We start from the raw sequence: 13,680 nt of genomic DNA, 5'->3' as shown, positions 1-13,680 counted from the left end.
TAAAATCCCTATAGCTACTATAGAGTCAATAGATCAGGTGACTTGAAATGAACTTAAAAATTGGTGAATTATCTCAGCTATCCGGTTGCCCTGTTGTTACAATACGGTTTTATGAAAAAGAAGCTTTATTACTAGCCCCTAATCGTTCGGAAGCTAATTATCGACTTTATAACAAAGACCACTTAGAGCGACTTCTATTTATTCTTAATTGCCGAACTTTGAATATGGGCTTGGACGAAATAAAAATTTTATTAGCATACAAAGACAAACCTTGTGGAAACTGTAGTTCTATTAACATCTTAGTTGATAAACATATTCATCAATTAGAGCAGAATATCCAAAAACAGATTCAGCTTAAGCAACAACTTTCTGATTTAAGAAGTAAATGCTCTGGTTTTTTGGAAATTAACTCTTGTAAAGTACTTGAAGGGTTATCCGTAAGTTTAAAATAATTAAGAATGAATAATGGAATATCACCATTATTCATTCTTAATAAAATATTTAGAAAACTAATTCAATGCCTGCCCCGTATAACCACCCCTTTTCAGAATTTGTAGCTTCTTGAAAAGTTGTTAATTTTTGTCCTTTTTCATATTGATAAGCGACATCAACAAATGGTCTTATACGCTTATTAATCTCGTAACGAGTTTTTAGACCTGTCTTTAACTCAGACAAACCTGACTTTGTAGCAAAATCAGAATTATCATTAAACACAATATCTGCTGCAATATATGGCTGAGTAATTAGCTTTTGAGTAAGTAATAGATCTCGATCAAACTCAAAACTGGCTCCCCAAAAATTATTTTCACCACCATAAAGGTAAGCTTTTGTCTCAAAGAAATAAGGAGCAAGACCTAATAATCCAATAACGCCATCAATGCGATTACTATTACGGTTATTTTTGTCCTCACTATACCTTACCCCAGCTTGTACATCCCAAAATGCTGCAACATTTCTACTGTAAAGAGCTGATACATCATAATTGGGATCATTACTCTCTGCTTTATTCAGATTGGCTTCAACAAACATTCGATTTTCATCTGTTCCAATCAATGTTTCGAAACTCGAACCTAAACTGCCTTTACCATCTTTATCAACTATCCACTCATTGGAAAATTTAGTTGTTTGGTAAATCTGCCCACCATGCTCGTTCAGATGTTTATCATGATTTTGGCTAAGAGTTAAAGTTTCAATTCCTTTGTCTTTTGAAGTTTTTTGAGCAACATTGCGTTCAACATAACCTAATCCGCCTGATTCTCTTAAAAGCACATTCATACTTGAAGTACTCTTATTTAGATTTTCAGTCGAATTATCATTCGCAAATGCCATACCTGCTAAACCAATTAAAGCAACTGATAAAAGTGTTTTTGAAAAAAGTTTTTTAGTGGTTTGCATGTTGATTCACTCCCTTATCATTTGCATGGGGTTGGGCAACGATACTTTTTGAATCAACATCATTGCTATCTACATTTGCCACAATGAGTTTGTTCATCATTCCAGCTGCCATGTGATATAACAAATGGCAGTGGATAGCCCATTCACCTAATTCATCAGCAGTAAGTAAAGTTGTAACTGTTTTCCCCGGTGGCACAATGATCGTGTGTTTATTTGGCATATTACTTGGATCTTGACCATTTTCAAGCTGCATAAACATACCGTGCAAGTGCATTGGGTGAGCCATCATACTGTCATTCACAAATTTCAAGCGTATACGTTCCCCATATTTCACTTTGAATGGTTCTGTTTCATTAAACTTCTTACCATTAATTGTCCAAATGTAGCGCTCCATATTCCCACCAAGACGGATTTCCATTTCACGTTCAGGGGCACGAGTATCTGGTTGAGGATTTAGAGATTGTAAGTCACTATACTGGAGTGCTTTTTGACCAACGGGTGTTGAAGCATTCGCCCAACCATATACAACATCACCATTCTTTTCTTGTGTAGATGCATTAGATGTAGTCATTTGCATGCTATGGTTCATACCTGACATAGATTGATCTTTTGAACTACCTGTCATAGATGACATATCGTGATCCATGCCTTTCATTGAAGACATATCTTGATCCATGCCTTTCATTGAAGACATGTCATGATCCATGCCTTTCATTGAAGACATGTCATGATCCATACCTTTCATCGAAGACATGTCATAATCCATACCTTTCATCGAAGACATATCGTGATCCATGCCCGCCATAGACGACATATCATGCCCCATCCCCATATCTTCCATAGTTAATAAAGAACGAGGACGTGACTTCGGCATTTTGATTTGATTTATTGGAGGAGTATTTTCATCATGTAATGAACCAACTGAAAAGCCACTCCTATCAATTGATTCTGCTTCAATTTGATAATTTGATTGTTTAGGTTCTACGATGACATCATACGTTTCAGCCGTTCCTATTCTGAATTCATCAACAGGAACAGGTTTCACTGGCTGCCCATCTGCACTGACTACCGTCATTTTCAAGTTAGGGATTCTGACGTCAAAGAATGACATTGCTGAGGCATTAATGAACCGAATACGTACTTTTTCACCCGTCTTAAAATTACCAATCCAATTTTGTTCTGGAGTCTTACCATTCATCAAAAAAGTATATTTTGTCACATCAGACATATCAGTCTTGAGCATTCGCATCTGGTTCCACATCGAACGGTCTTGCCATGTTGCTTTTAAACCATCTTTTTTAATTTGTTTAAAAACATCAAAAACAGTTTCACGACGGTTCTGATAATAGTCAGCTTCTTTCTTTAGATTATTCATGATTTTATCACTAGTTGAATCATGAAAATCTGAGAGCAATACAACATAATCCTTATCTGTTTTCTCATCTACAGTTAAAGGTGTCCTATTTTTTGGGTAAATGACTAACGGACCATACAAGCCCTCTTGCTCTTGACCTTTACTATGCGAATGATACCAATAGGTACCATTTTGGCGTACCTTAAACTTATATTCATAGGTCTTACTAGGGGCAATACCATCAAACTGATTAAATCCGGGTACTCCATCCATGATGCCAGGCAAAATTAAACCATGCCAATGAATAGAAGAATCTTGGTTTTTTAACTTGTTATGGACACGAATAATCGCCTCATCACCCTCTTCAAATTCAAGAAGGGGGGCCACAAATTTGCCATTTACTGTGATTCTCTTTAAAGGCTTTCCAGTTATATTTACTGTTTGCTCAGCGATGGTTAAATCATATTCTTTAACAGCAGCCATCACCCAAGTCGACGAAAATAAACCAATTCCTATTAGGAGGACATGACTTAATTTTTTAGACATTTATTTCACCTATCTAATATTTAGTTAAAAGGCAAAGTAGTTTCTCGACTTCTTTGCCTTCGATCTCTTTTATCGTATTAATTATTTGACATATTCATTTTGGAGTGATCCATGTCGCCCATTTTAGAGTGATCCATGTTCATCATCTTAGAATGATCCATCTGGGACATATCACTCATTTTACTGTGATTATGCTGGGCCTTCTCATCACCCTTCATATCACAAGGTTTTTGACATTTCTCTTGAGCTTTTGAATTAGCTTTAACCTCTGTAGTAACTGTATTCGCTTGTTTAGTTTCTGCTGCCCAAGATTGAGTTCCTGCAATTAAAGCACCAGCACACATAAGAGTTGTTAAAGTACGACGAAATAGAACTTTCATTTTTTGCTCCGAAATTAGCTTATATGGATACATTAAAGGCCAGCACCAAACATCTATATGACATGAAAATGACATTTTTGTAATCTACAAAGAATCACGTATTTATAACGTTATTATATTCTTAATGAGTGATATTGGATTTTTATCAATGAGAATCTTACTAGTTGAAGATGAACAAAAAACTGGTGATTACCTTAAACAAGGTCTATCTGAAGCTGGGTATATTACGGATTGGGTCACAGATGGATTATCAGGTAAACATCAAGCACTTTCCGAAGAATATGACCTCATCATTTTGGACGTTATGTTACCAAAATTAGATGGCTGGAATATCATTTATGATATTCGCAAAAGCGGAAAGACAATGCCTATTCTATTTCTTTCAGCGCGTGATCAAATTGAAGATCGAGTTAAGGGATTAGATTTGGGAGCTGATGACTACCTCGTAAAACCTTTTGCTTTTGCTGAGTTATTAGCACGCATTAAAAGCTTACTCCGACGGGGACAACAAAAAGAAGATAGTAACCTTATTACAATTGCTGATCTTGAACTTGATCTTCGTAAACGCCGCGTCACTCGCGCTGGGCAACGTATTGACTTAACAGCTAAAGAATTCGCGCTGATGGAATTATTTATGCGTAGACGTGGTGAAATTTTACCTCGCGCACTCATAGCTTCTCAAATTTGGGATATGAATTTTGATAGTGATACCAACGTCGTAGAAGTCGCTATTAAACGTTTGAGAAGTAAAATTGACAGTAACTTTAGCCCTAAGCTAATCCAGAACATACGGGGAATGGGTTATGTTCTAGAGGTTGAAGATGACTCGTAAATTGTTTAATGCAATCAGCTTTCGTATAGCTATTATTTTTTCTCTATCTACCGTAATCATTCTAATGATTATGGGACTAGTTATTCATCAACTCGTAATGCATCATTTCGAAACTCAGGACCGGACACAACTAGAAGGGAAAATTCAACTTCTAGAAAATTTACTAGAACAAAATCCAGCCAATTCCCAAGAGCTAAATATTTATTTAAAAGACGCCTTAGTTGGTCATCATGATCTAATTGTTCAAATTGAACGACCAACGGGTCAAATTATTTTTAGTTCAGCACCATCAGTAATTCATCCCCAAACACTCAATAAATCAAAACGAAAGCCTTGGGTTGAATGGAGCATTCAAAATAAAACCTACCGTGGTTTAATTTATACAAAGTCTTTTAATCATCAAGACTCAATTATGTCAGCTCAAATTGTCGTTGGCATCGATACTTCTGAGCATCTACATTTCTTAAATGACTTTAGACGTCAACTTCTATACATTGGATTTGTGGGTACAATTTGTTTAATGTTCTTAGGGTGGTTCGCAGCATGGCGAGGGTTACGCCCAGTTCAAAAAATGGCAAAAGTGGCAGAAGGTATATCTGCTCAACATCTTTCTGAACGCTTAGAAGTCGAAAACACGCCAACAGAGCTTAGATCCTTAGCCATAGCTTTTAACGATATGTTAGATAGACTGGAATCTGCTGTAGAGAAATTATCAGACTTCTCATCTGATCTTGCTCATGAAATTCGCACACCTATTAATAATTTGATGACTCAAACCCAAGTATGTTTATCCCGTAGTAGAGATATCAATACTTATCAGGAAGTTCTCTTTTCTAACTTAGAAGAGTTTGAACGTTTAGCTCGGATGGTTTCAGATATGTTATTCCTTGCCAAAGCCGAACACGGTTTGCATTTACCTAACCTACAACAGGTTAATTTAGTTAAAGAAGTTTCAGCATTATTTGATTTTTATGATGCTATCGCTGCTGAAAAGGGAATGTCACTCGAACAGAGTGGTTCAGGTAGTATAAAAGGTGATCCTTTAATGCTACGCCGCGCTTTAAGTAATTTGTTATCGAATGCAATTAAATATGGCAAATCAGATTCGGTCATCAAAATCACATGCCAACAAAACTTTGATACAACAACATTCATCATTGAAAATGAAAGCTCCCCACTATCATCAGAACAACTTAATCGGTTATTCGATCGTTTTTATCGAACAGATGTATCTAGACAGAGAGTTGAAGAAGGTACTGGCCTTGGTTTAGCAATTACCAAATCTATTCTTGATGTGCATGGAGCTTCCATTCAAGCGACTTATAACGAGGGACATATTTCTTTTAAAATTATCTTTAAAAATTAGTGATATCTCGGTTATTAAGCACTCATTCTAATGATGCTTACCACTCATTAACTTACGCTAATGAGTGGTAAGTCGTGATTATTTTTGATGACGTAATCGTAAGGCATTACCAATTACCGATGCTGAGCTTAGGCTCATTGCTAATGCAGCAATCATAGGCGAGAGTAACCAGCCAGTAAATGGATACAGTACACCAGCAGCCAAAGGGATACCTAATCCATTATAGAGGAAAGCAAACATCAAGTTTTGTTTCATATTTTTAACAGTTGCCTCTGATAAAGAACGAGCAATTTCAATACCACGTAAGTCACCTTTTACTAATGTAACTTGGGCACTATTCATTGCTACATCAGTACCCGTGCCCATTGCGATTCCAATATCAGCTTGAGCCAAGGCTGGTGCATCATTAATTCCATCACCAGCCATAGCAACAATTCTCCCTTCTTTTTGCAATTTTGTGACCAAATCTAATTTATCAGCAGGTTTAACCTCACCATAAACCTCACTAATTCCTAACTTAGCCCCAACTGATTTTGCTGTAGTTAGCCCATCACCTGTTGCCATGATGATTCTTAAACCTGAGTCTTCCAACGATAAAAGGGCCTCTGGAGTGCTTGCTTTGATTGGATCTGAAACTGCCAGAAGACCTAGCAGTTTTCCATCGGCTGCCAAATACATAACACTGGCACCTTCAGCTCTTAATACCTCTGCTTGTGGAATAAGAGTGTTAACAGATATCCCTAATTGCTTCATCAGTGCCGTATTACCTAGAGCTAATTTTTGTCCGTTTATCTCTCCATTAACACCAATACCTGAACCTGATTCAAATGAAGTAGGTTTACTTAAAGTAAGATTTCGCTCACGGGCGGCACGTACAATTGCATTTGCTAAAGGATGCTCACTGCCCTGATCTAAACTCGCAGCTAAACGGAGGACTTCATTCTTTTCATATCCTGAAGTGGCTACTACTTTATTGAATGATGGTTGTCCTTCTGTCAAAGTTCCTGTTTTATCAATAATCAATGTATCAATTTTACGTAGATTCTCTATTGCGGCAGCGTCTCGAAAAAGTACTCCATTTGATGCACCTCGCCCTGTTGCTACCATAATTGACATTGGCGTAGCTAATCCCAAAGCACATGGGCATGCGATGATTAAAACAGCTACTGCATTGATTAATCCATAAACCCAACTAGGTTCAGGTCCGAATAGCCCCCACCCCAAAAAAGTTAGAACAGCAATACCTATAACCCCCATAACAAATCGTCCTGCAACATGATCCGCCATCCGCTGCATAGGTGCTTTTGAACGTTGAGCCTGAGCAACCATTTGCACGATTTGAGAAAGTACGGTTGATGATCCAACTTTTTCTGATCGCATCACCAATGAACCATTCATGTTCATTGTTGCACCAATGACTTGATCACCCACACGTTTTGTAACTGGCACAGGTTCACCAGTTAACATCGATTCATCTACAGAGCTTGAACCTTCTGTAATGACTCCATCAACAGGAACTTTTTCACCGGGGCGTATCCGTAATAAATCGCCTACGTGTACATGAGATAGTGGAATATCTTCTTCTATACCATCAACACTGATTTTTCTTGCTGTTTTAGGTGCTAGCCCAAGTAGGGATTTAATTGCCGCTGAAGTTTGAGAACGTGCTTTTAACTCTAGCACTTGACCTAACAATGTGAGAGAAATAATCGCTGCGGTCGCCTCAAAATACACAGCAACACGCCCCATAGATACAAATGAGTCTGGAAATACTTGAGGTACTATTGTTCCAACAAGGCTGTATATAAAAGCAGCTCCTGTACCAATTCCAATCAAGGTCCACATATTTGGACTCCGATTAAGGATTGACTGCCAACATCTCACAAAAAATGGCATTCCTGCCCACAAAACAATTGGTAAAGTCAGTACCAGTTCAATCCAGCTTTGCACCTGCATTTCGAACCAGTTCAATTGATGACCAAACATTGCTAAGAAAACTACAATAATGGTTAGCGGTAAGGTCCACCAAAATCTATGCTTAAAATTCTTGAGTTCTGGGTTTTTATCAGCGTCATCTAAGTCAGGAAGTAAAGGCTCTAACGACATACCACAGATCGGACAATTTCCCGCATGGTTCTGTCTAATTTCAGGATGCATTGGACAAGTGTATATCGTGAAGGTATTAACATGAGCAGGCTGATTAACTTCATTTGAATCCTCACCATCCCTCTTTTGTGGTTCTTTTAACGTAACTACATTCTCAACTTTAGTAATATAAAAATGAGGATCACTTTTAAACTTTATGTGGCATTTCTCACTACAAAAGTAAAAAGTTCTATTTTTAACTTCTTCATAAAACTTGGATGCTTCTGTAACTGTCATACCACAGACAGGGTCAGTAAGTCTGTTATTGAGTACTTTGTTTTCATGATGATGGTCCATAAAAGCCTCCTTCATATTTAATTTTTAAATTAATAATTTCATTAAGATGGAAATAGACTCCCTCTTATTAGTTTGTTTAGTGATCATTGTTTTCTTTAAAGCCAGTGTACCACTTGTGGTTTTTTAATTTTTAAAATGACAAAAATGTAATTTTGAAGTCATCGGGATGTTTCTCTCATCCTTTAATAATAAGCATGAGAAAGGTGATGACCAAGCAACCAATTGATGCATTTCATTCGGTCATTACTGAGCCCAAGATTAGTTTAAAGAGGATGAAGAAATGAAAATTTTCAAAAATAAAATGTCAGCTCTACGTAACACTCTCGTAGGTGCAACACTGATTGTTACTGCTTCAAGTGCATTTGCACACGTGAAACTTGAAAGTGCAATTCCTGCGATCAATGCTTCTGTAGCAAGTCAACCAAAAAACATAACACTCAATTTTGGTGAAGAAGTCATGCTAATGAACGTTAAGTTACTTGATGCCCAACGTAAGGATATCCCTTTGAACTACCAAATAACTCATGATATGAAAAAATCATTTGACGTAGCGGTTCCAAAACTAAAAAAAGGAAAATATACGGTGGTTTGGACCACAATGGGTACCGATGGCCATAACATGAATGGTGAATATAATTTCACTATTAAATCGGTAAAATAACAATAAATGCAAATAGCCAACATGCAAGCAGCTTGCTGACACGTTGGCTATAACTGTGGGAGAAAAATATGATTCCTGAGACTTGGATATACGCAACATGGTTGGTTAAAGTCATTCTATATTTAGGGATTGCATTTATTATAGGTGGTGCTTTCTGCTATTTCTTACTTGGACGTTATGTTGAAATAAAGGGAACTATTCTCAAATACATAACTATTGGTACAGGATTAGGTCTTTTTTCAAGTGTTCTCGGCTTCTTCATTCTTATAGGAAGTTTTGCCAACACTGGCCTTTCAGGTATGTGGGATAGCAACTATATAAATATACTAGTCAATACTCCTACTGGACATGTCTATATCATTCGATCAATCAGTTTTGCACTTTTACTCATATTTATGATAGTCAAACTTAGTAAAGGGACGATTGATATTTCCAAAACTGAAGGAGCAATCTTTACCATACTGCTCACACCAATCGTTTTAAGTTTTTCACAACTCGGACACGTCACGAATTTACCCTTATTCGCTCAAGCTTTGTTATCAATACATGTACTTGTAATGTCCTTATGGATGGGGTCGCTTTATCCATTATGGAAAACAAGCAAAAAAATTAATGGCTTACCACTTAAAGAACGTATGCATCTATTTGGGCAAATAGCAGCCTTTATTGTAGGAATACTCATCGCTTGTGGTCTTAGTATTGCTTTATTACTCTTTAAAGATTTTAATACTCTAATCAATACACCTTATGGGCATGGATTTATTATTAAAATATTATTTGTCCTAAGTATTTTATTGTTAGCAGCCTTTAACAAATGGTATTTCACACCTCGCTTACAAGACCCGAAATTTGCGAAACAATTGGGCTATGCCATTTTATTTGAGATGTCATTAGGTCTATCAATTCTTTTAGCCACTGGTTATATCACCACTGTAGTCGGTATTGAGTAAAAAAGGATCACGCTATGACTTCATGGATGAAGTACAATTTATTATTTTTCATTTTTTTGAATACGACATCATGGGCTGAACCTAGCACTTCAAAAACGATTCGCTCCTTAGATGATACCGAATTACGTAATATCACTGATCATAATCATGGCGACACCAAAGTCGAAGAGAATAAAGACCATTATTCTAAAGATAAACAACTACGTAATGAAGATAGTAGACAACAAAAAGTTATAAATGGATTAATGTTACAAAAGCCTAACGTACTACCGCCCTCCAAATAAACGATACTTAAGTAATGTTTATTGATTCAATAAGTAGCTCAAATTTTTTAATAAAAAATAGTAGCAATATTACTGTTGGGGGCTTCTTAGCCCCCAACAGTATTTAATTCAGAGCTTGAACCGACTGCTGTAAGCCTTTCTGAATATCTTGAACATGAGTGAGATCATGCGTTTGCTGATGCTCTGTTTGAGATTCAACGCTGTAAAACTCCTCCACTATATCCAAACCCTCTTCACCTCCCACCTCAAAGCAGGCATTACCATAACCCTGCCGTGCCACATGATCTAACGCCTCCTGATAAAACCCTGCTGCCTTGCTCTGCTCATCCATCTGTTTGGCTGACGCAATCGCATCTTTTAGGCTTGTGCCATCACGTAAAGTTAAGTCCACGTAATAGATTGGAGTGCGGTAACTTTGCGTGGTGCTTTTACCTCTTAAAGTCAGTTGCAAAGGCAAACATGAAAGTAGATCACCTGATGCAGCATGGTAGTAACGCAGTCGTGCTGCCAAAGTGCGAATACTGTTAAAGCCCGTAGTTCTAAAGATGAAAGTGCCAAACTCATCCGATTCATCTAAATTCACATACAGCCGCCCATAAGGTTTACACAACCCACCCTGTGCCAATGGACAAAGATCAGGTGATGGACATGGATGCTGTTCAATACCATTTTGTCCCAGTCGCTGACAGGTTTCTCCATTACCTGAGCAGATTAAGCGTCCAGTTTGGCGGTCAAATAGGCTGTACTCTGCCCGTAGATTCAGTTCAGGATCGTTAAAGATCATGCGTACTGGAATGGTTCTGAGTTTCTGGTTTTGTGCTTTAGCACGTAACTGTTCATCCAGTGGATGTTTCACCCAGCCATCTTTTCCTTGAATTTGACTGGTAATGGTAAATTGGTCATCCTTTTCAGGGAGTCGTTTACCATTCTTTTCGATGATTTTGCCGATACTAATACGTCCTAATACTGGCGGTGTAATTGCTAAACCTTTAATCATGGTGATGTCCTCTATATAGATGTATAAATAAAAATTGGGCATAAAAAATCCCATACCTGTTCGGGTCTGGGATCGGTTGGTTTTGGGTATTGGTTGATTTGATACGTTTGTTGAAGAAATAAATGCTGGATCTGCGTTGCTGCCTTATCCACCATTCGGGTAAATCTGAAATCGCCGTGTACCTGCTTTGGTTTGAGGAAACTGCTGTAGATATTCAGGGTGTTGTTTCAGTAAGGATTTGCTGTCTAGGCTGATCGAGTCTTGTGATTTCTTCCACGTCACTGAACCACCCGTAAACACTGCTCGTTCAGCATCTTTCATCATCATTTGCAGTTGATGTTTGAGTTCATCAAAATACTGTTGGTGCTGCTCAACCTTATGTCGCTCTTCAAGCAATTGGTTAAATAGGTAGTTGGCTTGTTCATTTTGAGTCAGATCTTCCACTGTTAGTGGTATCTGCTCAGGGTAAAGCTGCTGCAAGGCTTTGGCTGCTGAGTCAGAAGCATCGACACTCGGTGGAATATCCGATTCCACACATTGCCAGAAGTGACGTTCCGCATTAATGATATGCTGAATCACGGTTTCATTACGGGTCACTTTAAAGATTTTACTTTCATGTCCACAGATCAAGGTACAGATATGCGCTGCCTGTTTACCTGTCACTGCCAGTTGATGTTGCACTTGGCAGAGGACATATAAAGGCACACCATCTCGCCATAACTTAGAACCATATTCCCCTACAGTTTTACATTCCAAGATTTGAACTTCATCATTGCCCACCACGGCATAGTCAAGGTTCGCCAACATAAAGTGTTTGTCTTCATCAGGATGCTGTAACACTGCATTGACTCGACGCACCTTATTATTGGTGTGCATGCTGTAGTATTCAGCCACCAAGGGTTCTAACTGCTTGCCCCAGTACAACGGTGCATAACCAGCACTTTCATCCTCGATATTTTGTTGCATCCGTCCTGTCTTGATCATCCACAGTTCCAGCATCGACATATAGGGATTTAAACCACATGCTGTAGCGGCATCACTACTGCCAATGCCCTGCTTTCGGACTTCTAGCCATTGTTGGTAATTGAGCTGTTTGGTGTTGGCAAGACGTTTGGCTGTGGGTGCTTTGGTTTTTCGTGGTTGCGTATTCGGTCGATCTCGTTTGGTTCGGGTTCCCACCTCAATCTGCTGAATGGATTGATTTAGATTAGGTAAATAGGGTTGTAGTGGTGGGTTATTTAGCGTGTTTTGAATTTGAGTATGACTATTCATTGCAATTATTCCTGTATCGATAAAATCGTAAAAGCTGAATTTTGGGCATAAAAAAGCCGCATGAGGGTGCGGCTAAAGGTGTTGCTGTGCTTGTACGGTGTTACTGTATGCTTAGGCTAATGGAGCTGGCTTAATTGAAACTGAATTTAGGCAATCATTCTCAATGCCTGTTCCAGACCACGCTGTTTAATGGCAGCCCCTGCACCAAACCATGCTGAATCAAGTCGGTGATCGGTACTCATCGCTCGACGTTCGTGGTCACAGAATTCAGTAATGCTGCAAAGTAATCCATAGGCGGTGTCTTTGGCTGAGCTGAGTTCTGCCCCTCGTCCATGTCCGTTAAACATGGTCATAGCTTTAGACATAGCACGTCCATTCGGTTCGGTTTTATTGTCGGCTTTTGATGAGTTTGTTTGATTCGGTATGGCTACATTTCGATAAAACTGAATAATGCTTTCATCCTGTTCTGCGATACTGAGGTTGGTGTTGTTAAACACCGCATCAAAGTAAGCGGCTGCTTCTTGTTGCGTTACTTTACGTTGACTGAGCTGCTTCATTTCATACATGTGTTCATCCCATGCACGGACTGAAATACCTAATTGATGTTTGACTCGTTCCGCATTGAACTTGGTACTGTGTGGGACTTTAACCACACCTGTACTGGTATTTTGTCCCTTGAGAGCAATCGCTAAAGTGTTGTTACACACCACACGAATAGAAGTGAATTGAGCAGTGGTGGCAAGTGTGCCATCACAAGCAGTAGCCAGAAGAATATAGCCATTACTCACATCCTTACCTTTTAAAGCTGAAGTCTGTCCTGTCTTAGCCAAAGCCCAGAATTTCTTACCTCCTTTAAGCACCCCTGCGGTTTCCAGTTCAAAGCCTGATTGCTCAGTCAGGTCTTTGTAGAAGTGTAAGATTTCCATCGGTTGCACTTCCTGAAAACGTTGGCTGACCACTGATAAAGGTGCATGAGTATCTGATCGATATAAAACCCGTTGTTCTTCAAAAGGCATAATAATACTCTGACCTTTTTCATTCTGTGCCATGTAACTAACATCGGAGGATTCAATCCGCCAATCCATGCCTGCCTGTTGTGCCCAGACCTCGATAGGTTGGTTTGGGGTGAGTTCATTGCCCAAGCCATGCCAAGGGGTTTGTCCTGTGAATGCCATTGTTTCAACTAAATGTGCCATAAGAA

13 protein-coding genes are annotated in these 13,680 nt (G+C 38.6%); 6 read left to right on the top strand and 7 right to left on the bottom strand.

All coding sequences use genetic code 11. The annotated features are described in order from the left end of the window. The first annotated feature begins 47 nt into the window (after window positions 1-47). Window positions 48-452 carry a Cd(II)/Pb(II)-responsive transcriptional regulator gene (gene cadR / locus CDG56_RS00755; RefSeq protein ID WP_005144789.1) on the top strand — a complete coding sequence of 135 codons (405 nt, stop codon included), beginning with the start codon at window positions 48-50 and terminating at the stop codon, window positions 450-452. Window positions 453-501: 49 nt separating this feature from the next. On the opposite strand, the gene CDG56_RS00750 is transcribed toward cadR, so the two are convergent. From CDG56_RS00750 to CDG56_RS00740, 3 genes are all read right to left on the bottom strand, one after another. Next, window positions 502-1,395 (bottom strand): copper resistance protein B, encoded by an 894-nt coding sequence (locus CDG56_RS00750; protein WP_087546610.1) that lies wholly within the window; start codon window positions 1,393-1,395, stop codon window positions 502-504. Further along, window positions 1,382-3,295 (bottom strand): copper resistance system multicopper oxidase, encoded by a 1,914-nt coding sequence (locus tag CDG56_RS00745; RefSeq protein WP_087546609.1) that lies wholly within the window; start codon window positions 3,293-3,295, stop codon window positions 1,382-1,384. The genes CDG56_RS00750 and CDG56_RS00745 overlap by 14 nt, the downstream gene beginning before the upstream one ends. A gap of 77 nt (window positions 3,296-3,372) precedes the next feature. Next, the gene (locus CDG56_RS00740) at window positions 3,373-3,675 is read right to left on the bottom strand and encodes a hypothetical protein (RefSeq protein WP_005091424.1); all 303 of its coding nucleotides are present in this window, start codon (window positions 3,673-3,675) and stop codon (window positions 3,373-3,375) included. A 148-nt stretch (window positions 3,676-3,823) separates the two neighbouring features. Here CDG56_RS00740 and CDG56_RS00735 point away from each other — a divergent pair, with 148 nt between their 5' ends. Together CDG56_RS00735 and CDG56_RS00730 are read left to right on the top strand one after the other, a co-directional pair. After that, window positions 3,824-4,507, top strand: a complete 684-nt coding sequence (locus CDG56_RS00735) for a heavy metal response regulator transcription factor (RefSeq protein ID WP_002058525.1) — start codon at window positions 3,824-3,826, stop codon at window positions 4,505-4,507. Then, a complete protein-coding gene (locus tag CDG56_RS00730) occupies window positions 4,497-5,873 on the top strand; it encodes a heavy metal sensor histidine kinase (RefSeq protein WP_087546608.1) in 1,377 nt (458 codons plus the stop codon). The genes CDG56_RS00735 and CDG56_RS00730 overlap by 11 nt, the downstream gene beginning before the upstream one ends. A 78-nt stretch (window positions 5,874-5,951) precedes the next feature. Here the strand turns inward: CDG56_RS00730 and CDG56_RS00725 are convergent, their stop codons facing one another. After that, complete coding sequence (locus CDG56_RS00725) at window positions 5,952-8,315, bottom strand: heavy metal translocating P-type ATPase (RefSeq protein ID WP_004722339.1); 2,364 nt, start codon at window positions 8,313-8,315, stop codon at window positions 5,952-5,954. Between the two features lie 280 nt (window positions 8,316-8,595). On the opposite strand from CDG56_RS00725, the gene CDG56_RS00720 reads away from it, so the two are divergent. From CDG56_RS00720 to CDG56_RS00710, 3 genes are all read left to right on the top strand, one after another. Beyond that, on the top strand, window positions 8,596-8,976 hold the full coding sequence (locus CDG56_RS00720; protein ID WP_005198558.1) for a copper resistance protein CopC: 381 nt from the start codon (window positions 8,596-8,598) through the stop codon (window positions 8,974-8,976). A gap of 68 nt (window positions 8,977-9,044) precedes the next feature. Continuing rightward, window positions 9,045-9,926, top strand: a complete 882-nt coding sequence (locus CDG56_RS00715; RefSeq protein ID WP_004722341.1) for a copper resistance D family protein — start codon at window positions 9,045-9,047, stop codon at window positions 9,924-9,926. 14 nt (window positions 9,927-9,940) lie between these two features. Further along, entirely contained in the window at window positions 9,941-10,210 is a 270-nt protein-coding gene (locus CDG56_RS00710; protein ID WP_004912848.1) for a hypothetical protein, read from the top strand. A gap of 103 nt (window positions 10,211-10,313) precedes the next feature. Here the strand turns inward: CDG56_RS00710 and CDG56_RS00705 are convergent, their stop codons facing one another. The 3 genes from CDG56_RS00705 to CDG56_RS00695 all read right to left on the bottom strand — a co-directional run bounded on the left by CDG56_RS00705 (window position 10,314) and on the right by CDG56_RS00695 (window position 13,675). Then, window positions 10,314-11,207 (bottom strand): hydrolase or metal-binding protein, encoded by an 894-nt coding sequence (locus CDG56_RS00705; protein ID WP_087546607.1) that lies wholly within the window; start codon window positions 11,205-11,207, stop codon window positions 10,314-10,316. A 144-nt stretch (window positions 11,208-11,351) separates the two neighbouring features. Continuing rightward, window positions 11,352-12,479, bottom strand: coding sequence for a YqaJ viral recombinase family protein (locus CDG56_RS00700; protein WP_087546606.1), 1,128 nt, complete (start codon window positions 12,477-12,479; stop codon window positions 11,352-11,354). 146 nt (window positions 12,480-12,625) lie between these two features. Further along, window positions 12,626-13,675 carry a DUF932 domain-containing protein gene (locus CDG56_RS00695; protein WP_087546605.1) on the bottom strand — a complete coding sequence of 350 codons (1,050 nt, stop codon included), beginning with the start codon at window positions 13,673-13,675 and terminating at the stop codon, window positions 12,626-12,628. Window positions 13,676-13,680 lie beyond the last annotated feature (5 nt).

Source organism: Acinetobacter sp. WCHA39, from assembly GCF_002165385.1.
Lineage (GTDB): Bacteria > Pseudomonadota > Gammaproteobacteria > Pseudomonadales > Moraxellaceae > Acinetobacter.
This window is presented reverse-complemented; position numbering and strand designations above follow the sequence as displayed.